This is a genomic window from Brevibacillus fortis (genome assembly GCF_003013395.1).
GTDB classification, from domain to species: Bacteria; Bacillota; Bacilli; order Brevibacillales; family Brevibacillaceae; genus Brevibacillus; species Brevibacillus fortis.
Window position 1 is genome coordinate 1 of sequence record NZ_PXZM01000025.1, and the last position, 21,308, is coordinate 21,308.

Below are 21,308 nucleotides of genomic sequence, written 5' to 3' on the forward strand. Positions count from 1 at the left end.
AAGCGCTCCCGCCATTTTTTTCGAAGCGGACAGTGATACCCCCCTTGCAGGGCGTAGGCCGAAGCGTAGACTGGAAATCACTTCTCCCCCTCCACTACAGCTACTTTTAAAAGACAAGGCAGGTGAGCCAAGCATGAATGCTTTAGTCGAAATCCAAAATCTAAGCACGCACTTCAAGTCTGAACAAGGCGTGGTCAAAGCAGTCGATGCCCTCGATCTGCGCGTCCATGAGGGAGAGACCGTATGCATCGTAGGCGAGTCAGGCTGCGGTAAAAGCGCGGCAGCCATGTCATTGATGGGACTGATCCCAGAGGTGGTAGGCAGTATCGTTTCGGGTGAGATATGGTTTGCAGGCCGTGATCTGCGAAAAGTCAGCAAAGAAGAGATGCGAAAGCTCCGTGGCAACGAACTGGCCATGATTTTCCAAGAGCCGATGTCGTCACTCAATCCAGTACTGACCATTGGTGAGCAGATCATGGAGCCGATCATGGAGCATCAAGGTCTAAGCAAAAAAGCAGCCCAAGCGCGAGCCGTCGAGCTGATCGAGCTGGTCGGAATCCCGCGGGCAAAGGAAATCGCCAAATCGTACCCCCATGAATTGAGCGGGGGAATGCTGCAACGCATTATGATCGCCATCGCTATTTCCTGCAATCCCCGCCTGCTGATCGCCGATGAGCCCACGACTGCTTTGGATGTGACTATTCAGGCGCAAATTCTCGATCTGCTGCACAAAATCAAGGAAGAAGCCCAGACAGCGATTCTTTTTATCACGCATGATTTGGGTGTCGTGGCGGAGATGGCCGATCATGTGGTCGTGATGTACGCAGGAAAAGTGGTAGAGGTGTCTCCTGTCGTCGAGCTGTTCGAAGAGCCGAGGCACCCGTATACACAAGGCTTGCTTCGCTCCAAGCCTGTGTTGAATCAGCGCAGAGCCAAGCTGTATTCCATCCCTGGTCAAGTACCGAATCCGACGACGCTCGGTGAAGCCTGCTATTTTCATGACCGTTGCGATCAATGCTTGGACATTTGCCGGGTGCAGCAGCCGCCTTTGCGCGAGGGGGAAGACGGCAGAAAGGTCGCGTGCTGGCTGTATGAGGAGGAGATCGCCCGTGGACAATAATTTGCTGGAAGTGCGCCAGCTGAAAAAATATTACCCGATTACCGGAGGGCTTTTGGGCAGAACGATCGGCCATGTAAAAGCGGTGGATAACGTTAGCTTTTCCATCCAAAAAGGGGAGACGTTCGGGCTGGTCGGTGAATCCGGCAGCGGGAAAAGCACAACAGGTCGCACGATCTTGCGCCTTTTGGAAAAGACAGAGGGAGAAGTCCGCTTCCAGGGTATCGATGTGCACGCGTTGAATCGACAAGAGCTCCGTGCCTTGCGCCCGCGGATGCAATATATTTTTCAAGACCCGTACAGCTCGCTGAATCCGCGCGTCCGAATCGGAGAGGCACTGGGGGAAGCGCTGCTTGATCATGGGCTTCTCCCACAAGCGGAGGTCAGAGAAAGAGTCTTAGAGGTCATGGCTTTATGTGGATTGGCACCGTATCATGTCGATCGGTATCCGCATGAGTTTTCGGGCGGTCAGCGTCAACGGATCGGCATCGCCCGGGCCATTATGATGAACCCTGATTTTATCGTCGCGGATGAGCCAGTCTCTGCTCTGGATGTGTCGATTCAAGCCCAAATCATTAACTTGTTTGCACAGTTGCAGGAGCAAAGGAAGCTGACGTACTTATTTATTTCGCATGACTTGAGCGTCGTAGAGCATCTGTGCACGAGGATCGGTGTCATGTATTTGGGGTCATTACTAGAGCTGGCACCTCGGGATGAATTGTTTTTGGAGCCGCTTCATCCGTATACCAAAGCATTGCTCTCGTCTGTCCCTCTGCCGATCCCGAAGAAAAAGCGCGAAAGGATCGTTTTGCAGGGAGGCATGCCAAGTCCGGCAAATCCTCCGGCAGGGTGCAAATTCCACACGCGCTGCCCGTATGTGAAAGACATTTGCCGACAGGAAGTGCCTGCTTTTCGCGAGGTTAGCACCGACAGATTTGTCGCCTGCCATTTGGTGTAACGGGAGCTGCACGGGCATTGACCGATAGCAGAATAAAATGGTAATATTTTCATATCGAAGTAAATGCATCGGTTTTCAAACGATTAGCCTCTTGATGCCCAAACTGTTTGACATTGACAGTTATGGGTATCAAGAGGTATTATCAGATCACAAAACATACTAAATGGGTAGGAATAATATACATTAATATTTGGCTGAACAGGAGGGTGGCCCCCATGGCAAAGAATGAGCATTCCCTAGACGATCTCTTATTAGAGAAAATCGCGCGTGCATTGGACGGTTTGGAATACGGCTCCATACATATTGTGGTTCACGATTCACAGGTAGTTCAGATTGAGCGAACGGAAAAGTACAGACTCCCGGCGGAAAAGCCTGAGGCAAAGATTCCGCAAGCGCGCACCGGAAAATAGGAGAAAAGAGAGGAGGAACGACCATGGCAGGAGTTCTTGTGGTAGGAGGAGATCGGGTAGCAGAAATCGAGAGCTTGTTGCAGAACAAAGGGTTCCAGAATGTATATCATGTATCTGGTCGCAAAAAATCTGATGTGAAGGCGACCATTCCTTCTGATACAGAGCTTGTTCTTGTCTTTATTAACTTCGTCAGTCACAGCTTGAGCAAAAATATTAAGAAGCTGGCGAAGCAAAAGCATGTCCCGATCGTTTTTTGCCGACGGTCATGTGATGCGGTAGCCATGTATGAACCAGCGATAAGCTAGAGAGTACAGCCCCATATGCGCGAATGAATAGAAGTATTCAATGATGAATACTTCTTTTTTGCGTGACAGAGACTACTGGTAGAAACTTGTCGGATCGACTTGGGTAAAAGTATGCAGCACTGAATAAAATCAACAAAAGAACAGCCGAAAACACGAATGGCATAAAATTTGCAGAATATTTATTTAATAATCGGTTATCCGACTCAAACAGGGGGGTACAGCATGAAAAGACCAGTTATCATGACAAGTCTCATCGTTTTGCTTACGGGACTATTTGCAGGCTGTAGCAGCGGCAATACGCCGACTCAAACCGCACCAGACAACCAGCAGCCATCATCACCAGCGCCGCCTGCGGCAGAGCAGACCTTGCGCATGAATGCCGCCGAGCCCGAAACACTTGATTCAGGCATGTCCAACGATGTGATTTCCGGCGCCTTCATCCGTTCGCTGTACGACGGACTCGTTCGATTGGACAAGGATGGCAAGCCAGTCAATTCCGTTGCATCCGACATTCAAGTATCTGAGGACAAAAAGGTGTACACCTTTACTTTGCGCGAGAGCAAGTGGAGCAATGGAGACCCGGTTACGGCTCAAGACTTCGCCTTTGGCTGGATGCGCGTGCTCAATCCGAAGACAGCCAGCGGCTCCGCCTACAAGTACTATCCGATCAAAAATGCCCGGGACTTTTACGAAGGGAAGGCGAAAGTGGAGGATGTCGGCATCAAGGTCGTCAATGACAAGACGCTGCAAGTCACCTTGGAAAACCCTACCCCTTACTTCCTGACACTTGCGACCTTCTACTATCCAGTCAATCAAAAGGTGGTAGAAGCCAATCCAGATTGGGCGAAAAAGCCCGAGTCCATCGTGACCAATGGGCCGTTCAAGCTGGTGAATTGGCAGCATAAAAACAAGATTGAGCTGTCCAAAAACGAGCATTACTGGGACAAAGACGTCGTGAAGTTTAATGAAATCGAGTTTTCCATGATAGAAGATACGAATACCGAGCTGGAGCTGTTCAATAGCGGCGAGCTGGATTGGGCTGGCGGCCCAATTAGCGGACTGCCTGCGGATGCCATTGGACCGTTGCGCGACGAAGGCAAGCTGCAAACCATGCAGCGCGCCACCAACTACTATCTCTTGTTCCAGACGGAAAAGCCGCCGTTTACGAATAGTAAAATCCGCAAAGCGTTTGCCTACGCTCTCAACCGCAGTGACATCGCAGAAAACATCGGTCAAGCTGGACAGACTCCCTTGATGGGCTTCGTCCCACTTTCCGCCTCCCTGAAGCCGGAAGGATACTTCAAGGATAACGACGTGGAGACGGCGAAACAGTTATTGGCAGAAGGAATGAAGGAGCTCGGCATAAACAAGCTGCCCGAAATCACCTATCTCTACAACACCTCCGACCTCAACAAGAAGATTGCCGAAGCGTTACAGGCTCAGTGGAAGCAAGCACTGGGGGTAGACGTCAAGCTGATCAACAAAGAATTGAAGGTCATGTTTGACGATCAGGAGCAAGGGAAGTACATGATTTCGCGAACAGGCTGGACGGGAGATTACAACGATTCCGTCAACTTCCTGGAGCTGATGATGGAGAAATACAGCTCCAATAACTCTACCTTCTGGTTTAGCGAGAAATATGTAGAGCTAGTAAAAAAGGCGTACGCCGAGCCAGATGAGGCCAAGCGTAATCAGTATCTGGTTGAAGCGGAGAGCATCCTGATGGAAGAAATGCCGGTCACAGGTGTATATTCCAGCGTGAATTCATGGGTACAAAATGAAAAGGTAAAAGGCATTACGGTAGATCCGTTGGGCTACATCGACTTCAAGTGGGGATACAAAGAACAATAGCGCATCAAAGAAATGGCCTGCACGAAAATCTATGTGTGGGCCGTTTCGCGAGCGATGGGGGAGGAATTTACATGACATGGCAACAAGCAGTAGAGAACGTGCTGAATGAAGCACCCGGTATTTTTGGGATCGCAGCTGTGCATCTGGAAACAGGAGAGACAGCAGGGCATCTGGATGAAGAGTTATTTCAACTGGCGAGCGCATTCAAAATTCCGATCATGGTCACCTTGATGCGCGAGGTGGAAGCAGGACGAATCCGCCTCGACCAGCGTGTGACACTAAAATGGGAGGAACGCGTGCCGGGGTCAGGCATTTTGCAAGAGCTGGATGCCGGAGCGGCCTTAACGGTAAAAGACTTGGCGACACTCATGACGATTGTCAGCGATAACTATGCGACAGACCAAATCCTCGAGCTGGTCGGCGGCATTGATAAGGTAAATGAGCACATGCATGAGCTGGGACTTTCGCAGATTCATTTACGGCATAATTGCTGGGAGCTTCTCAACCACTGTGTAGGTATGAATGAGCCTACACCTTCGCAGGCAGGGTTCGATGAGTTCATGCGACGGGAAGAGTCAGGCAATTATGAATTGATCCACGATGTTTCGATGCCTACCCGTGATAATAACGTAGCGACTCCAGCCGAGCTGAACCGTCTTTTAATCATGATTGCGCGAAAAGAAATTCTCACGGAGGCCTCCTGCGAGCTGATGCTGGACATCATGCGACGTCAGCATTACAACAGCCGTCTGCCGTACTTGTTGCCAGAAGGAACAACTGTCGCGCATAAGACAGGGACCGTCAATGCAGTCGTTAATGATGCTGGCATCATTTATTTGCCCGAAGGAAAAGGAATGATTGCGATCACTGCACTTTCACGTGGTGTGACTGACAAAGAAGCCGCAGAACTAACCATCGCCCGTGTTGCAAAAGCGATTTATGAGCAAGCGATGGGGAGATGATGAAAATGACCGCATGGAAGGAACAGTTCAAGACGTATGCACAGCAGCTGCTGGACGAGGCGAAGGTTCCAGGCGCAGCTATTGCTTTTGCACGTAACGGTGAGCTTTTGTACGAGGGGACGTTCGGTTTTCGTGACAGGGAACAGCATCTGCCACTTTCCCTCGACACCGTTTTTGGCATCGCATCTATTACCAAATCGTTTACTTGCGTCGCAATTATGCAGCTGCACGAGGCAGGCAAGCTGTCTGTCCATGATCCGGTCGTGAAACATTTGCCTGAATTTCGTGCGGGCGACTACGAACTGACAGCACGCATGACGATTCATCACTTCATGACCCATACACCTGGAATAGCACCCATGCCTTACTTAGACGGGGCGATGCGGCGAAGCATGGAGAATGATCCGGCTGTCATCGGAACCAAGGCAGAGGAAGAACTGAAGACAGTGCCTTACTTGGATACGTACGAAGAAGTCATGGAAGCCATCGCTGGATTCAAAGAGAAGCCGCTCTCGGAGCCAGGGGGTGCTTTTAGCTACAACAACGATGCGTATGGGCTTTTGGGGGCGATCGTTGAAAGGGTCAGCAACCAGACGTATGAAGACTACGTCGCAACGCATATTTTGCAGCCACTGGGTATGGACAGAACCGTTTTCTCCGTGGATGAATTAGCCGACAAGGATGACGTCACGATCTTGTATACCAACAAAAAAATCGATGACGAAAACCAAATCATTGCCGCGCCCATCTGGCACGATGCCCCAGCGATGCGTGCAGCTGGTTTCCTCAAATCGACGGTGAATGATCTACTCACTTATTTAGAGGTCTTTCGTCTGGGGGCAACGGGTGACCCGACACCTATTCTGTCTGCCGATAGCGTCCGGCAGATGCTCACTCCCTTTGCTCGTGTGGACGGACACCGCTCATACGGCTATGGATTGATGGTCTCTTCTGGTTTTCCAGATGGCTTGCTGGTAGAGCATGGCGGATCGCTGAAGGGAATCAGCTCGCATATTTTTTCAATTCCGGATCAAGGGATAACAGGCGTGATCCTGGTCAATCTCGATGGTGTGAGCGTCCGAGAGTTGGTCCTCGGCTTTTTGAACAGTTACTTTGCAAGGCTGGCAGGTGCTCCGTTGTATGACTATGATCCATACGAGCTCGCAGATGAGGAGCTATCACTGTACGAGGGTCACTACTCTTCGCAGGAATGGGTAAGCGCATCGATAGTCAAAAGCGAAGGCAAGCTTGTCCTGGAGGTGGATGGTCTCTCGTACCCACTGATCCCAGTACAAAAAGACAGCTTCGTTTTCAAAAAAAGAGACGCCATTCCCTGGATTGAGTTTTTCCGGGATGAAGACGGGCAAGTCGTGAGGATGAGCTACGGATTGCGTCAGTTGACGAGGGAATCCGCAAAATTACAGAGTTAAATAGAGAAACAAGGGTAGGAATCCTGAGGGTTCTTATCCTTTTTTTGTTTCAATCAGGCAGCCGCTTTTGTCTTTGTTTTGCTTTCTATGCCCGATCCAAGCCATAATAGAGACAATACATACAGGATGTGATTACGCTTGCAGATCATTGTTTTTGACCTTGAAACGACACTGACTTATCAGAAAGACAAGATCCCGGAAATTATTGAAATCGGAGCGGCAAAGGTCGTACCCGGAAAAAATGGCGTGGAGGTCGACACATTTCAGCGCTACACCTTTCCAGCCATCGAGCGCAGAATCACAGACAGAACGCGCAAGTTCATCGGTCTCGATAAAGAGAACATGCCAACCTTTATCCCGTTTCGCCGGGCCTTTGCAGAATTTATGAAGTGGATCGGCACCGATTCTGAATACTACCTGTGCACATGGGGACAAGATGACAAGCGGCTTATGATCGAGCATTGTGCGCGATTCGGTTTGGACTTCAACTGGATGCGCAATTACAATGACATCCAGCCGCCAATTAGCTTGCTTTTGGCTGATCGTAAACAGATGAGTCTAAAAGAGGCGATCGACACGGCAGGAATTATTCAGGAAGGCAGGCTGCACTCGGCCTTGGTCGATGCGATCCACACCGCTCATTTGCTCATTAAATACAACAAGACGGTGCACCTGAAAGAAAACACCCCAGAAGAGAACTACAATCTGTCGAGCTCGTTGTACATTACGTGCCGATCTTGCAAAAAAAGCAAATACTACACGGCTTTCGGGCGAAAAAGCAGAAGATGTGAGGCTTGCCTGCAACATCGTAAGCAGTTGGAAAAAGCCGCAGAAGCAGCTACTGTCCAACAGAGCTAACGGGAGAGTGCTTAGATGATACGACAAGCACAATCAAATGACAAAGAGACAATCGTGACGATGATTGGCGAAGGCATGCTTTGGAGGACCGAAGAGATTGGCGATATCGTGGAAAAAGCTACTGTTTACATCTGGGAGGAAGCCGATCAAATCATCGGCTGTGGCACATATGATTTGAACTCCTCCGGCGAAGACGGGACAGCAGAAATCTACGTCTATACACGACCGGACCATCGAAAGCGAGGCATTGGCTCACGGCTTTTCGATAAGCTTTGGCTGGAACTGCAACAGCACGAGGAGAAGCCGACGGCTGTCATGGCTACCTATCGCGTAGACCACGGGCAGGGTGCTGATTTTTTTGCCAAGAGAGGCTTTTCTTCTATCTGGGGACATCATCTGATGAAATACACAGGAGAGATCGGGCCTGCGCCGACACTTGACGTGCGAAAATTCACCGAGTCCGATATGGATATGTACATCCAATCGCAGAGTGACGCTTACTATGAGGTGCGCAAAGGCATCGATCTTCAGCCGTACCGTCTAGCGGACTATCCTGAGAAAACGATGAACGCTTGGAAGAAATGGCTGCGAAACGACATGAGAGAAGATATTTACATATTCGAGCATGAGGGAGTATTCGTCGGGTCCTTGATCATCACAGGACATGGCGAGGTCTACGATGTGTTCGTAGATCCCGTGCATCAAGGCAAAGGCTACGGCAAAGAGCTTGTTCGTTTTTTTGTGAACCGAACGCTAGAAAAAGGCTTGAAGCCGTATCTCGTTACAGGTACCCACAACGAGCCTGCGATTGCGTTGTACGAACGGACAGGCTTTCAAACGTTTCAGACGACCACGACAGCGAAGAGAGACTTTGGCGTAATCCACTCATAAAAAAATGCCGCAGGGATTAGACCCGAGCGGCATTTTTCGTTGTGACCGATAACCTATACCCCGAGCAGGAGCAGGATAATGGACGTCAGACTAAAGCAAACACTGATCAAGCACAGGAAAGTGACGACCTGCTTCGGATTGAGTCCAGAACGCAGCAGGCGATAATGAACCTGGCTGGCATCTGCTTGATAGATCGGCTTTCCTTGCAGGAAGCGTTTGGTCACTACAAACAGATTATCGAAGATCGGCACACCGAGTGCTAAAATCGGAATGAACAAGGAGAGAACCGTTGCCTGCTTAAAGGCACCATCCAACGCAATGACCGCCAAGATAAAGCCGAGGAAGGTCGCGCCTGCATCTCCCATGAAAATTTTGGCCGGCGGCTTGTTGTACCTCAGATAAGCCAAGGCAACGCCGATCAGACTGATTGCCATAATCGCAGATGTGCTTTGTCCTTTTACCAAGGCGACCACGAAGAGCGTGCCTGCGGATATCGCAGAAAGCCCTCCAGCCAAGCCATCCATGCCATCCGAAAAATTGATGACCGTCGTTACTCCGAAAATCCAAAGGATGGTCAGAATGAATTGCAACCATTCTGGGAGCAATATGTATTCGCCACTCAATGGATTGTAAAAACCGGAAAAAGTAATACCCGACATGTAGACAATCACGGCGGCCGATACTTGGACGATCAGCTTGGGCAGGGCGGAAAAATCCTTGCCTTGCGTCTTGTACCAGTCATCAATGGTACCGATAATAAGCAGCAATAGTGAGCCTGACAGAACAGCGATCGTTTGCCCGGTTGATTCTTTCGAGAAGAGCAAAAACGATGCAGCAAAGCCGACAAAAATGGCGTAGCTCGCTGTCAATGGGATAGGCTCCCGGTGAATTTTTCTTTCCACGTCTTTACGGGGCTTGTCCACAAAATCAAGGCGAAATGCCAATTTAGCCAGAGGCGGAATCAGCACCATAACGATACAAAACGACAGCAAAAACGAAAGAGCGTACGTTATCGTGACCATCTCCTACAGGTAATGAGCTTTCTATTGAAAAGATACTCGCATACCGTGTTGTTTGACAAGTCTATTATAGGGAGTATTCCAAATTTTGTCGACTCTTGCAATCACGTGAGGGTGAGGTACCAAAAAAAGTTGGTACTTATCTCCAGTAGATCCGATCCCTATAATCCTTCGTAGGAGGGATCCAGATGGAATACATGGCATTATGGTTTATCCTAGGAATCATTTTTTCCATAACACTCGCCGCGAAACAGATCAGGCCTTGGCTGAAATTCGTTATATTCGGTTACTACCTCGTGCTATCTTACCTATTTGTTTCACGTAAAGAACAGATATATAGTGAATATCATCGGGTACCAGTGCCGGAGCAGTTCTGGGAAACCAACTCGGATTGGGTGGGGTTCATGCTCGGTTTTTATTTTGTCCCATTTCTCCTCATCCTGCTGTTCATCTACTTTTGGCTGTTTCGAAAAGCCAACAGTGTGAAGAAAAGGTTTTTCATTGCTCTTACCATTGTACCCGCAGCGATTATCTACCTATGCTTGCTGTTTGTTTTCAGTATGTACGGATATCGACCTTAAAAACAATTCAGTTGCATCTCGTGAGTCGTCCAAATGGATTGCATCGGGCAGAAATCGCCAAGCTGATGGTTCATCCTACAGCGCAGCGTTAAGGGATTGGGCGTGGACTGATACTGCTAGCAGAGGCAAGGGCACTTGCTGAAAACCGCAGCCTTATCGTACTGGATACACGAGCGGGCGATCCGTCCAACCAGCTTTATCAGTCAATGGGCTATCAGGAAGCAGGACGCATTCCGGGGTTTGCCCGATCTGCTGATGGCAGCTTGCATGATACCGTCCTTTACTTTAAAACAATGGAATAGTCGTACAAGCTACAAGCGGACGGTTAACAGGCGTCCGTTTTTTTGTTTTAATAATATGAAAAGTTTCCGATGCTGGGAGGTTCTTATGAAGGTATCCAAGCTTAAGTCTGGCCAAGAGGTCATCATCCGTTTAGGAAAAATCGCTGACGCAGAAGCCTTTTTTGCATTTGTACATCGCGTGTCAGGAGATTTGTCATTTGGACCGCAAGAATTTGGGCATCGAAATAGACTGAGGAGTAGACCGTCAGGATTTTGACCTGACGGATTTTTTGATGGGTAAAATACTGATTATTTAAACAAATGGAAAGGGGCAATCATGAAAAGGAAAGTCTCGACATTTTTTTTGCAAGGAACACTGCGGGCGAAGATTCTCACGCTTTTTCTCTGTTTGATTGCAATCCCGTTAAGTTTGCAAGGAATCATCACGTACAGCCAGTTTTCAGCTTCAACGGAGTCGAGGACTGCTGAATACACGGGGCAGATTGTGGGTCAGATCAATCGAAACCTGGAGCGCAATGTACGGGAGATGAAGCGTTTATCACTCATGCCGCTCTACGATCCAGAAGTCCTGTCCATCTTAAAAGAAATTCGTACGAGTACGTCGGCTACTTCTTTTCTCTCCATGGAAAAAAGGGAGAAGATGACACTGTATATATCCAGTCTTTCCTATAGCCGACCAGAAGTAAAAGGCATTCAAATCATCGCGGGGAATGGCATGATTTTTTCCAATCTGGACCCTTCCATCATGAAGAGCAAGGGAAATTGGGCAGAAGAGGAATGGTATTCGCGCGTGATCAAGGAGCAGGGGGCAGCCGTCCTTATTCCACAGCATCGGCCCGGCTATTACTTGGATGCCGCTAATGAGGGCTATGTGTCAGTGGCTCGGTTATTGCGAGAGCCGTATACGAGAGTGCCGCTCGGAATTATTAAGATTGATATGAAAATGGATATGTTTGAGCAGATCTTGTCCGATATGCCTTTTACTAAGGATGGGAGCTTGATCATCGTCAATGAGGGAAACGAGCTGTTTTATGAAAAGAGGGATAGCGAAGGCTCACCGGGTTATCGTACTTTGCTGCAAGAAACCGACGGGATCAATCGCGGGGATGCCAATCAGATAATGATTCAGGGACAGCGATATCTCTTTGTGGATCATCAATCGAGAGAGACGAGGCTTGTAGTGATTAGTCTGATTCCGCTCGATATCTTGCTCGCAGAATCCAATAGCTTGCGCAGTTTTACGATGTTGATTGCGGCGATGTTTTTGCTCGTCGCTGGTGGACTCGCGATTTACTTTTCCTATTCGCTCAGCAAGCCGCTCGTTCAATTGAAAGAAAAAATGCTGCAAGTCAAGCGAGGGAACCTCCATGAACGAGTTCCTGTCGATTCCCAAGACGAGATCGGGAAGCTGAGTGAGCAATTTAACCAGATGGTCGAGGAAATCAACCGCCTAGTCAATGAGGTCTATCTCAGCAGCTTGCGTGAGCGGGAGGCGGAGCTGGCTGCCTTGCAGAGCCAGATTAATCCGCATTTTATTTACAATACACTCGAATCAATTAATATGATGGCGATTCGCTCGGGAAATTACGATGTGTCCGACATGGTTTCTTCGCTTGGAAAACTCATGCGCTATACGGTCGCACGAGGGGATGGGCACGTTACGCTGACGCAAGAGATCGTATCATTGGAATCCTACGTCCGTATTCAAAAGATTCGTCTGGGAGATCGCCTTCAGGTGTATATGGACGTGGAAGAGATGCTGTCGGATCAGCGTATTCCCAAGCTGCTGTTACAGCCATTGCTTGAAAATGCGATTGCCCACGGGATTGAGCATCAGGATGAGGGAGGGACGATATGGCTCACAGCGCATTGTCAGGAGGGTGTGATGCAAATCAGCGTGAGGGACAATGGGAAGGGGATGTCCGAACAAACATGGAGTCGCCTGCGCGCAAGTCTGCGTACGCCTATGCAGCAACATGAGGTGACAGTAAACGCACACAATGGGACAGCATTGCGAAACATTTCCCAGCGGCTGACCTTATTGTTTGGGGAAGAGTACGGGCTGACGATTGTGAGCAGACCGGATCAAGGCACGGAAATTACGATGAAGATTCCACTCGATTTCCAGAAGGGAGAATCACGCCATGTACAAAGTATTGCTGGTGGAAGATGAACGAATGATTCGGGAAGGCTTAAAAACGTTAATTGAAAAAGGTACGTCTGGTTTTGCCGTCATGGCAGAAGCGGAAAACGGAAAGGAGGCACTGCATTATCTTCGTACGGAAATGCCTGATTTGATTGTGACAGATATCCGCATGCGGGAAGTCGACGGTTTGGCGCTGATCGGGAAAATTCGGGAGATGTACGAAGAGCTGCCCATCGTGATAATTAGTGGGTATGGTGATTTTCACTACGCACAGAAAGCATTGAAGTACAAAGTCTCCGATTATCTTTTGAAGCCCATTGATCGATTAGAGCTGGTGAGCACGCTCGCAAAAATCAGGCAAGTACTGGATCGCAAAAAGAACGTTCGGGAAGAAGAAAGCAGCGTCGATGGCAGTCATAGAGAAGAAAGACAAATCATTCGCAAGGTAAAAGCATTCATTCACGATCATCTGGACGGCGATCTGAGACTCCAGACGCTGGCGGAGTCTGTTCATTTGAATCCCATTTATTTGAGTCAATTGTTCAAGACCGAGACAGGGGAAAATGTCTCTGACTATATCACGCAGGTGAGGATGAAACGGGCCAAGCAGCTGTTACACGAGACGAGTCTGAAGGTGTACGATATCGCCCGCTTAGTGGGGTATCAGAGCTCGAAGCATTTCATGCTGGTATTTAAAAAGGAAGTCGGGATGACACCTGGAAGCTACCGAGATCTTGCAGGCAGTGAAGATCTTTAAATCTCATACCAAATCTAAATTTCGCGTGATTTATCTTACTATTCGATCAATTTTATACTTGTGATAGGGAAAACAGATGAGGAGGTACGCCATGAAAAAGGCAATCCTTTTGGCATTGTCCACTGCTTTGATAGCGTTTACATTTGGGTGCAGCAACACCGCGACGACTCCCGGAGACTCCGCAGCGGGCAAAAAAGAAGCAGTCGAGCTCACGTTTTTGACATGGGGCAACCAAGCTCACCTCGATCTGTATACGAAGCTCTCTGAAAAATTCACGCAACAGAACCCCACCATCAAGGTGAAGCTGGAATCTGTGCCATTCCCCGATTACCAGCAAAAGGTGACGGTGCTCGCTGCTGGTCAGGAGTTGCCCGATATCGGTTGGGTGTCTGAGCGAATGGTCCCGCAGTTTTTGGGAAATGGGATATTGGAAGATGTCTCGGATGTAAAGAGCGACGCTGCTTTTAAGCTGGACGACTTTATTCCGTCGACGCTTGAGCTGTTCCAAAAAGACAACAAATTGTACGGACTGCCGTTTTCTACCCCGCCTACCGTGATGTTTTACAACAAAGACTTGTTTGACAAGGCAGGCTTGAAATCGCCAAACGACCTAGCGAAAGAAGGGAAATGGACGTGGGCGGAATTCGAGAAGTCGGCACAGGCGATCTCGAGCGGAACTGGGGCGAGCAAAATCTACGGGGCCAACTTCTTCCGTGATTGGAAAACGTGGATCATCCTGTCTTCCTATTCATGGTCAAATGGCAGCGGCCCTTTCAACAAAGAAATGAATCAGTTTACGTGGAACGACCAATACGGAGTAGAGACACTCAGTATGCTCCAACGGATGATGTTTACAGAGGGGTCGCATCCGAAGGCGGGAGAGCAAGTCAGCTTTGAATCTGGCAAAATTGGCATATTCTTTGATGTGTACAGCTACGTTTCGAAGGCGAGGACGATCAAGGACTTCAAGTGGGACATTGCTCCGATGCCAGCGGGTTCACAAGGCTCGGCACCGATGCTCGGTCAGGCAGGGTATTCGATTTTCAAAGGAACAAAACATTTGGAGGAGACCAAGCTATTCCTCAAGTTCCTCGCCAGTGAGCAGGGTGTCCAGGAGACCTCGACTTACTTTGTACCGCCGCGCTTGTCTGTGCTGAATTCCGATCCATTTTTGAATGTTCCAGGCAACCCCGACCCTGCACACATCAAGCAGGCGGTTATCGAAGAAATGCCTAAGGCACACCTGCAGCCAGGGCATGTGGAATGGCAAAAAATCGATACAGCGATACTGGCTGGATTTGATCAATTATTCGGTCAAACGGCACAGCCTGCGGATATTGTGAAGTCGCTGGAAGAGAAAGTAAATCCGATCATGAAAAAGTAAGCTCATCACAACGGTCTGGGATACAGGCCGTTGTGACTTGATAGGGAGGTTACGATGAATCGTTTTCAACAGGTACTAGAAGAGAAGCCGTTTCTGCTCATGGTCAGTCTCCCGCAAAACGATGAGACGTTAGCCCGAGCTGCGATGGAGGAAGGCGCAGATGGCTTGAAGATGCACATCAATGTGTACCATCGTGCCAGTGGCAACCGGTTCGGTCCTCTGGCTGCATATACGGATTTTCTCCAAACGATACGCAGCCAGTTCGCAGGGCCGATTGGTATTGTTCCGGGCGGGTCAATGGAGGAGCTCAATCCCGAGGAAATCAAGCAGTTCGATTCGCTGGGAATCGATTTTATCTCCATCTATGGGCATCATATGCCTTCGTCCCTTTTGAAAATCGAAGGGGTGGCAAGTACGTTTGCCATCGATGATCAGTTTGACTTGTCCCGATTGGAAGCGGTGAAGCATTTTCCGATGACCGCATTGGAGGCGTCGATTGTTCCGGGGAGTGAGTATGGCACGAGGCTTACGTTTGCCGACCTGCTCTCCTATCGGTACATCGTAGAGAAGGCAGGCGTTCCCATCATCGTCCCGACACAGCGAAAAATTGTGGCGGAAGATATAAAAGCTTTGCGGGAGACGGGAGTTCGTGTCCTGTTAGCTGGAGCGATGGCGATCGGGAGGACCGAGGATGAAATCCGCCGTTCCATCCATGCATTGCGGAATGCGATTGACAACTAAGGAGGGATCGTATGGAGAGCAAGTTGAATGTCCCGCTCTCTCCTGACAAGAGAACAAGTGGCACAAGGAAGAAATCTTTCAACCGGGAAGCGAATCTGACAGGATGGCTGTTTATAAGCCCGATGGTCATCGGGTTTGTGACGCTGTTGCTTGGTCCGCTTTTGCTCGCGTTGTACATGAGCTTTACGGATTGGCCGTTACTGGGGGAAGCCGAATTTATTGGTTTGGAAAATTACAGAGCGATCTTTCAGGATGCCGAATTTTGGACGGTCGTGGGCAATACATTTATGTTCTCTGCCGGACTTGTCCCCCTGAACATCGTGTTGGCGTTGGGGCTGGCCTTACTGCTCGTGCGCAAGCTGCCGGGGATTGGGATTTTCCGCACGGCCATTTTTGTGCCGGTCATGACATCGTTGATCGTTTGGGCGATTGTGTGGAAGTATTTGTTTGCGACAGACACAGGGTTTATCAATCAAATCTTGCAGATGTTCGGGATTACAGGTCCCTCATGGCTTTACAATCCAAAGCTGGCGATGCCGGTGGTGATCGTGACGAGTGTCCTGAAAAATGTGGGCTTGAACATGGTTCTGTTCATCGCTGCCTTACAGCAGGTGCCCGTTCACTTATATGAGGCGGCGCGTATTGATGGGGCCAGTCGTACGCGTCAATTGTTTCAGATTACGATTCCGATGATCAGTCCGACGGTTTTTTTAACCACCCTGTTGACAATCATCGGCTCGCTCAAGGTTTTTGGGCAGATTTACGTCATGACGCAAGGTGGTCCGGATAACAGTACAAAGGTGCTCGTCTATTACATATGGGAGCGTGCCTTCAAAAACTTTGAATTCGGCTATGCGTCGGCACTTGCCTTTGTGCTGTTCTTTATCATTTTAGTCTTTACGCTCTTGCAGTGGCAGTTTAGAAAAAGGTGGGTGTTCCATGAAGAGTAATCGCCACGGATTACAAGCGGGCAAGTTATTGGGAATCGGCGGTCACTATGTAGCGTTAGGAGCGATCTCCCTACTGATGCTGGTGCCATTTTTGTGGATGCTCTCTACATCGTTAAAAGAGCCGGCCCAAATATTCGTCTTTCCGCCAGAGTTTATCCCTTCGTCGATCCGTTTGGAGAACTACACAGAGGTTTTGGCGAATACGCCGTTTCATTTGTTTTATTGGAACAGCCTGTACATTGCGATTCTGGTCACGGTTGGAACGGTATTATTTGCCTCGATTGCGGGTTATGCGTTTGCACGAATTCCGTTTCGCGGACGTAATATCGTCTTCCTGGTGCTATTGTCTACGATGATGATCCCGCATGAAGTGACGTCGATTCCGATGTTCTTGTTCATGCGCATGCTTGGATTTATTAACACGCATGTGCCGTTGATTGTACTCCCTATTTTCGGGGCAGGCGGAATTTTTGGGGTGTTCGTCATGCGTCAGTTTTTTCTCGGGATTCCGAAAGAACTGGAGGAGGCGGCGATGATTGATGGCTGCTCGCGTTGGCGGATTTACTGGAGCATCATGCTGCCACTGGCGAAGCCTGCTATCGCGACACTGACGATTTTTACGTTTTTAACGAGTTGGAACGAGTTTTACGATCCGCTCATTTTCATCAACGACAGAGAGCTGATGACGCTGCCACTCGCTTTGTCCTTGTTTACCGATGAAGTAGGGACGGCTTGGCATCATCTGATGAGTGCGTCCGTCATGGCGACCTTGCCGCTTTTGATCGTGTTCTTTTTCGCACAAAAGCAGTTTATCGAGGGTGTATCGATGACCGGATTAAAGGATTAAATCATGAAAGGAAGTTTAACAAGGAGTGAGGGAAGATGGATCGCGTAGTGGAAGCAGATGTAGTCGTGGTAGGCGGGGGACCGGCAGGAATCAATGCCGCTCTCGCCAGCGGACGGTTGGGAGCCAAAACGATCCTGATTGAGCGTTACGGCTTTCTCGGAGGGATGTCGACGATTGCGCTCGTTTATCCGTGGATGACGTTTCATACGGAGAAAGGCGAGCAAGTCATCAAAGGAATTGCACAGGAAATCGTCGACCGCTTGCAAGAAAAGGGGGGATCACCTGGACATTTGCAGGATACGGTGGGTTTCGTCAGCACAGTCACGCCCTATCATCCGGAAATTTACAAGCTGGTCGCTGTGGAAATGCTCAAAGAAGCTGGCGTCAAGCTGTTTGTCCACAGCTTTGTCGATCAGGTGAAGGTGGAGGGGACAGAGATTACTTCTGTTACGCTCACGAGCAAGTCGGGCAAGTATGAGATCAAGGCCAAGGTGTTCGTCGATGCCACAGGAGATGCAGATATTGCTTATCTATCGGGAGCGCCCACGAGTAAAGGGCGGGAAGCGGATGGACTGACGCAGCCGATGACGATGAAGTTTCGCATGCGCGGCGTCGATCTGGTGCAGGTGAAGCAGTACATGCTTGATCATCCGGATGAGTTTTATCATAAGACGCCGTTTGCACAGTTGTCGTCCATTCCACTGACGGGCGTCCAAGGCTTTTATACGCATTGGAAGATGTCAGGTGTTCCGATTAATCGGGATCAAATCCTGTTTTTCACTGGGCCCGAGAGCGATGAAGTTCTGATCAATTGCACGCGTGTGCAGGGGCTGGATGGAACAGATGTGGAGGATTTGACGGAAGCGGAGGAAGAAGGGAGACGTCAGGTGATATTGATGTCTGAATTTTTAAAAAGCAAAGTTCCGGGCTTCGCGACAGCAACCATCTCCGCAGTCGGAACGCAAATTGGAATCCGTGAGACACGCAGAATCGTCGGGGCTTACAGCTTGACGATAGAAGACGTGGTAGCGGGCAGGCGTTTTCCGGATGTCATCGCACGAAGCGGCTATCCGGTTGACATTCACGATCCTTCTGGCAAAGGCGTAGTGGCAGCAGATATTGAAGGGGAGGGCGCTTATGACATTCCGTATCGATGCCTGATCCCTCAGTCCATCGACAACCTGCTTTCGGCGGGGCGTTGTATCTCTACGACACATGAGGCGCTGGCTACGACCAGGCTTACTCCGAGCTGTATGGCGACAGGTCAAGCAGCAGGTACGGCAGCGGCCATCGCGTTTCACGACAAGACCATTCCGCGTTTGATTCACGTGGCGAAATTACAGGAACAGTTACGTCTAGCGAATGCCGTCCTCGATTAAACCTTTTCATTTTGAAAGGAGATTTGATCTATGAAAAAGTTGCGCGTTGTCATTTCAACACTAGCTACGGCAGCACTAGTAACAGGCATGGTTCCCTTTACGCAGACGAGTACAGTTGCGGCGAAAAAAGCGTCACCCAAACCAATCGCCAAAGTCGCCCTTGTCCCCCTCGATGATCGCCCAGTCAATACGTATTTTCCGCAAATGTCAGCACGGGCAGGCGGGGTGGAGGCGATTATGCCGGATGAAGACATGCTCGGTCACTTTATGACTCCAGGCGACGGTGAAGAAATTGGCGATTGGCTGATCAAACAAGCAAGTAAAGTGGACGGCTTGGTCATCTCTGTCAGCATGCTGGCATATGGCGGGCTGGTTGCGTCCCGTACGGATCAACAGTCCTATGAAGATGCCCTATCGAATATTAAGGCCATCAAGAAACTGAGAGACAAAAATTCTAAAAAGCCGATCTACGTCTTCGATACGATTCAGCGCTTGGCGGTGACGGCGACTGATCCAGAAACATTGAAGTACTATGAGCAAATCAGAGAATGGGCCATTTTATACGATGAAGTGCACAACCTTGGCATGACAGAAAAAAAGGATCGACTCGATCAGTTGGAAAGGGAGATTCCCGAGTCTGTGCTGGAAGATTACTTGAACGCACGCGAGCGTAACCACAAGATTAACTCCTTGTTGATTGACTGGGTAGAGGACGGGACCATTGATTATTTAGTGCTGGCTCAGGACGACGCTGCTCCCCATGGTCTTCACCGGGCAGAGCGGGAGACCTTGGTCAAAAAAGCAAAGGAGCTGGATGTAGAGGATCGTGTAGCGATTTTCCCCGGTGCGGATGAGGTAGGGACTGTCTTGTTGAGCAGACTCGCCTTGAACGAAATGCGCATCCATCCAAAGGTAGCGGTCGAGTATTCGGGTATAGAAGGCAGTGAGTGGACGGCTCCGTTCGAAGACACGACCTTTGATGTAAATGTCGAAAAACATATCATCGCAGCAGGCGGAAAACCCGTTCGGGATGAAGACGATGCAGATATCGTATTAATGATCAATTCGCCGAAGAAAAAAGGACAGAGCACCGCGGAAAGACGCGAAGACCTAGATGAGTTCGTCGAAGATATCAATGATCTTCTGGAGGAAGGAAAGCAGGTCGCGGTTACGGACGTTACGATTACAAACAAAGCTGACCCTGAGCTGATCGAGCGATTACAAGAAGAAGTAAAGCTACGAGAACTGTTCGCGTACACGGCATGGGGAACAGCAGGAAACAATATGGGAAGCGCGTTAGGACAAGCGCTGCAACGATCAGCCTTTTTGGAAAAAGGAAATCAGTTCGGTGTGCCCTTAACGGTGGATGCTGCAGAAGCCCATATCAATTTGCTCCTGTCTTCGTTTGTGAATGACCACCATTATCGAAATGAAGTGATGGCAGAAGCACGCAACCTCGTAAAAGAGTTAAAAGGGAATGAGTGGAATCTCGGAGATGACTACGACGAAGTCAATGATTTTGTGAGGGATGCACTGATGCCACACGCGGAAGAATGGTACGAAAACTACTTTGCCAATCAATCGCTGGTGATCGGGAAGCGAGGCAAGAATACGTTTGAAGGCGAAATCGAAGAATTAGCGGACATAGAAATCAAGCTTCCTTGGGAGCGATTGTTTGAGGTTTTTGTCGGGCCAGAAGTGAAGATTGAAAGGGAGTAAGTTATAGAAAAGGCGGTCTATTTTTCGAATCTGCACATATCATGTCTCTATCGCTAGAAGAAGGTGACTAGGATGGAGACTCTACAATGGTTGTATGTGCAGTATGAATTGGAAATGTATGTGCGGGTAGTGGTGAGCGCGATTCTCGGTTTGTTCATCGGGTGGGATCGCTCGCACAGAAACAAGCCTGCCGGGCTGAAAACGTACATGTATGTGTCTGTAGCCTGCACGCTCATCACACTTGTTTCTATTTACAGCACAAAGCTATACAGCGCGCCAGGAAACGGAACGATGATGGACCCGATGCGCTTGGCTGCTCAGATTGTCACAGGTCTTGGTTTTTTGGGAGCAGGCGTCATCTTGAAGGATGGCTTGAAAGTAAAAGGACTGACCTCCGCAGCCATGATCTTTTTCGCTGGGGGGATTGGCATAGGGATCGGAGCCGGATTTTACGGCATTGTGATATTCTCGGTCATCATCGCCTTTGTACTCGCCAGGATCAGTCAGCGTGTAGAAGATGTCCAGCACAAGCGGTTAGGAAAGTGAATCATGGAGAAGCGGTGCAGGGAAGTTCCTGGCATCGCTTTTTGCTTTTATAAGTGACTCGAGTGGGGGGAAGAAGCGAATTTCCAGTCTGCGCTTCGGCCTACGCCCCGCAAGGGGTATGACTGTCCGCTCCGGAATAAATGCACTGACCCCTG

General features: G+C 49.3%; 21 protein-coding genes and 1 pseudogene. 21 read left to right on the forward strand and 1 reads right to left on the reverse strand.

What is annotated here, in order from left to right:
- The first annotated feature begins 133 nt into the window (after positions 1-133).
- The 9 genes from C7R93_RS16650 (at position 134) to C7R93_RS16690 (ending at position 8,782) form a co-directional block, all read left to right on the forward strand.
- On the forward strand, positions 134-1,120 hold the full coding sequence (locus C7R93_RS16650; protein WP_106839867.1) for an ABC transporter ATP-binding protein: 987 nt from the start codon (positions 134-136) through the stop codon (positions 1,118-1,120).
- Positions 1,110-2,075: an ABC transporter ATP-binding protein gene (locus tag C7R93_RS16655; RefSeq protein ID WP_279629450.1), complete on the forward strand. Its 966-nt coding sequence runs from the start codon at positions 1,110-1,112 to the stop codon at positions 2,073-2,075. Before C7R93_RS16650 ends, C7R93_RS16655 begins: the two co-directional genes overlap by 11 nt.
- Before the next feature lie 215 nt (positions 2,076-2,290).
- Complete coding sequence (locus C7R93_RS16660; RefSeq protein WP_106839869.1) at positions 2,291-2,485, forward strand: YezD family protein; 195 nt, start codon at positions 2,291-2,293, stop codon at positions 2,483-2,485.
- 23 nt (positions 2,486-2,508) lie between these two features.
- Complete coding sequence (locus C7R93_RS16665; RefSeq protein WP_007729617.1) at positions 2,509-2,790, forward strand: DUF2325 domain-containing protein; 282 nt, start codon at positions 2,509-2,511, stop codon at positions 2,788-2,790.
- Between the two features lie 222 nt (positions 2,791-3,012).
- On the forward strand, positions 3,013-4,641 hold the full coding sequence (locus tag C7R93_RS16670; protein ID WP_106839870.1) for a peptide ABC transporter substrate-binding protein: 1,629 nt from the start codon (positions 3,013-3,015) through the stop codon (positions 4,639-4,641).
- Between the two features lie 71 nt (positions 4,642-4,712).
- Positions 4,713-5,603, forward strand: a complete 891-nt coding sequence (locus C7R93_RS16675; RefSeq protein ID WP_106839871.1) for a serine hydrolase — start codon at positions 4,713-4,715, stop codon at positions 5,601-5,603.
- A gap of 5 nt (positions 5,604-5,608) precedes the next feature.
- Positions 5,609-7,033 carry a serine hydrolase domain-containing protein gene (locus C7R93_RS16680; RefSeq protein ID WP_106839872.1) on the forward strand — a complete coding sequence of 475 codons (1,425 nt, stop codon included), beginning with the start codon at positions 5,609-5,611 and terminating at the stop codon, positions 7,031-7,033.
- A 138-nt stretch (positions 7,034-7,171) separates the two neighbouring features.
- A complete protein-coding gene (locus C7R93_RS16685) occupies positions 7,172-7,891 on the forward strand; it encodes a 3'-5' exonuclease (RefSeq protein ID WP_106839873.1) in 720 nt (239 codons plus the stop codon).
- 15 nt (positions 7,892-7,906) lie between these two features.
- Positions 7,907-8,782, forward strand: coding sequence for a GNAT family N-acetyltransferase (locus C7R93_RS16690; protein WP_106839874.1), 876 nt, complete (start codon positions 7,907-7,909; stop codon positions 8,780-8,782).
- 53 nt (positions 8,783-8,835) lie between these two features.
- On the opposite strand, the gene C7R93_RS16695 is transcribed toward C7R93_RS16690, so the two are convergent.
- Entirely contained in the window at positions 8,836-9,804 is a 969-nt protein-coding gene (locus C7R93_RS16695) for an MraY family glycosyltransferase (RefSeq protein WP_106839875.1), read from the reverse strand.
- Between the two features lie 185 nt (positions 9,805-9,989).
- On the opposite strand from C7R93_RS16695, the gene C7R93_RS16700 reads away from it, so the two are divergent.
- From C7R93_RS16700 to C7R93_RS16750, 12 genes and pseudogenes are all read left to right on the forward strand, one after another.
- Positions 9,990-10,382, forward strand: coding sequence for a hypothetical protein (locus C7R93_RS16700; RefSeq protein WP_106839876.1), 393 nt, complete (start codon positions 9,990-9,992; stop codon positions 10,380-10,382).
- A 2-nt stretch (positions 10,383-10,384) separates the two neighbouring features.
- A pseudogene (locus C7R93_RS30695) lies at positions 10,385-10,684 on the forward strand (GNAT family N-acetyltransferase); the annotation flags it as partial.
- A gap of 85 nt (positions 10,685-10,769) precedes the next feature.
- Positions 10,770-10,940 carry a hypothetical protein gene (locus C7R93_RS30050; protein WP_158264030.1) on the forward strand — a complete coding sequence of 57 codons (171 nt, stop codon included), beginning with the start codon at positions 10,770-10,772 and terminating at the stop codon, positions 10,938-10,940.
- 60 nt (positions 10,941-11,000) lie between these two features.
- Positions 11,001-12,857, forward strand: coding sequence for a sensor histidine kinase (locus tag C7R93_RS16710; protein WP_106839877.1), 1,857 nt, complete (start codon positions 11,001-11,003; stop codon positions 12,855-12,857).
- Positions 12,829-13,587, forward strand: a complete 759-nt coding sequence (locus C7R93_RS16715) for a response regulator transcription factor (protein ID WP_106839878.1) — start codon at positions 12,829-12,831, stop codon at positions 13,585-13,587. Before C7R93_RS16710 ends, C7R93_RS16715 begins: the two co-directional genes overlap by 29 nt.
- Positions 13,588-13,678: 91 nt before the next feature.
- A complete protein-coding gene (locus C7R93_RS16720) occupies positions 13,679-14,971 on the forward strand; it encodes an ABC transporter substrate-binding protein (RefSeq protein WP_106839879.1) in 1,293 nt (430 codons plus the stop codon).
- A gap of 54 nt (positions 14,972-15,025) precedes the next feature.
- Complete coding sequence (locus tag C7R93_RS16725) at positions 15,026-15,712, forward strand: hypothetical protein (protein ID WP_106839880.1); 687 nt, start codon at positions 15,026-15,028, stop codon at positions 15,710-15,712.
- Positions 15,713-15,723: 11 nt separating this feature from the next.
- Positions 15,724-16,662: a carbohydrate ABC transporter permease gene (locus tag C7R93_RS16730; RefSeq protein WP_106839881.1), complete on the forward strand. Its 939-nt coding sequence runs from the start codon at positions 15,724-15,726 to the stop codon at positions 16,660-16,662.
- Positions 16,652-17,509 (forward strand): carbohydrate ABC transporter permease, encoded by an 858-nt coding sequence (locus C7R93_RS16735; RefSeq protein WP_106839882.1) that lies wholly within the window; start codon positions 16,652-16,654, stop codon positions 17,507-17,509. The genes C7R93_RS16730 and C7R93_RS16735 overlap by 11 nt, the downstream gene beginning before the upstream one ends.
- A 35-nt stretch (positions 17,510-17,544) precedes the next feature.
- Positions 17,545-18,888 (forward strand): FAD-dependent oxidoreductase, encoded by a 1,344-nt coding sequence (locus C7R93_RS16740; RefSeq protein ID WP_106839883.1) that lies wholly within the window; start codon positions 17,545-17,547, stop codon positions 18,886-18,888.
- A 30-nt stretch (positions 18,889-18,918) separates the two neighbouring features.
- The gene (locus C7R93_RS16745) at positions 18,919-20,607 is read left to right on the forward strand and encodes a DUF4127 family protein (RefSeq protein ID WP_106839884.1); all 1,689 of its coding nucleotides are present in this window, start codon (positions 18,919-18,921) and stop codon (positions 20,605-20,607) included.
- A gap of 72 nt (positions 20,608-20,679) precedes the next feature.
- Complete coding sequence (locus C7R93_RS16750; protein WP_106839885.1) at positions 20,680-21,153, forward strand: MgtC/SapB family protein; 474 nt, start codon at positions 20,680-20,682, stop codon at positions 21,151-21,153.
- Positions 21,154-21,308: the final 155 nt, after the last annotated feature.

Excerpts from the sequence above, each read along its gene's own strand:
- C7R93_RS16650 (WP_106839867.1), top strand. The coding sequence starts at position 134 with ATGAATGCTTTAGTCGAAATCCAAAATCTAAGCACGCACTTCAAGTCT.
- C7R93_RS16660 (WP_106839869.1), top strand. The coding sequence starts at position 2,291 with ATGGCAAAGAATGAGCATTCCCTAGACGATCTCTTATTAGAGAAAATC.
- C7R93_RS16665 (WP_007729617.1), top strand. The coding sequence starts at position 2,509 with ATGGCAGGAGTTCTTGTGGTAGGAGGAGATCGGGTAGCAGAAATCGAG.
- C7R93_RS16670 (WP_106839870.1), top strand. The coding sequence starts at position 3,013 with ATGAAAAGACCAGTTATCATGACAAGTCTCATCGTTTTGCTTACGGGA.
- C7R93_RS16675 (WP_106839871.1), top strand. The coding sequence starts at position 4,713 with ATGACATGGCAACAAGCAGTAGAGAACGTGCTGAATGAAGCACCCGGT.
- C7R93_RS16680 (WP_106839872.1), top strand. The coding sequence starts at position 5,609 with ATGACCGCATGGAAGGAACAGTTCAAGACGTATGCACAGCAGCTGCTG.
- C7R93_RS16690 (WP_106839874.1), top strand. The coding sequence starts at position 7,907 with ATGATACGACAAGCACAATCAAATGACAAAGAGACAATCGTGACGATG.
- C7R93_RS16695 (WP_106839875.1), bottom strand. The coding sequence starts at position 9,804 with ATGGTCACGATAACGTACGCTCTTTCGTTTTTGCTGTCGTTTTGTATC.
- C7R93_RS16700 (WP_106839876.1), top strand. The coding sequence starts at position 9,990 with ATGGAATACATGGCATTATGGTTTATCCTAGGAATCATTTTTTCCATA.
- C7R93_RS30050 (WP_158264030.1), top strand. The coding sequence starts at position 10,770 with ATGAAGGTATCCAAGCTTAAGTCTGGCCAAGAGGTCATCATCCGTTTA.
- C7R93_RS16710 (WP_106839877.1), top strand. The coding sequence starts at position 11,001 with ATGAAAAGGAAAGTCTCGACATTTTTTTTGCAAGGAACACTGCGGGCG.
- C7R93_RS16715 (WP_106839878.1), top strand. The coding sequence starts at position 12,829 with ATGTACAAAGTATTGCTGGTGGAAGATGAACGAATGATTCGGGAAGGC.
- C7R93_RS16720 (WP_106839879.1), top strand. The coding sequence starts at position 13,679 with ATGAAAAAGGCAATCCTTTTGGCATTGTCCACTGCTTTGATAGCGTTT.
- C7R93_RS16725 (WP_106839880.1), top strand. The coding sequence starts at position 15,026 with ATGAATCGTTTTCAACAGGTACTAGAAGAGAAGCCGTTTCTGCTCATG.
- C7R93_RS16730 (WP_106839881.1), top strand. The coding sequence starts at position 15,724 with ATGGAGAGCAAGTTGAATGTCCCGCTCTCTCCTGACAAGAGAACAAGT.
- C7R93_RS16735 (WP_106839882.1), top strand. The coding sequence starts at position 16,652 with ATGAAGAGTAATCGCCACGGATTACAAGCGGGCAAGTTATTGGGAATC.
- C7R93_RS16740 (WP_106839883.1), top strand. The coding sequence starts at position 17,545 with ATGGATCGCGTAGTGGAAGCAGATGTAGTCGTGGTAGGCGGGGGACCG.
- C7R93_RS16745 (WP_106839884.1), top strand. The coding sequence starts at position 18,919 with ATGAAAAAGTTGCGCGTTGTCATTTCAACACTAGCTACGGCAGCACTA.
- C7R93_RS16750 (WP_106839885.1), top strand. The coding sequence starts at position 20,680 with ATGGAGACTCTACAATGGTTGTATGTGCAGTATGAATTGGAAATGTAT.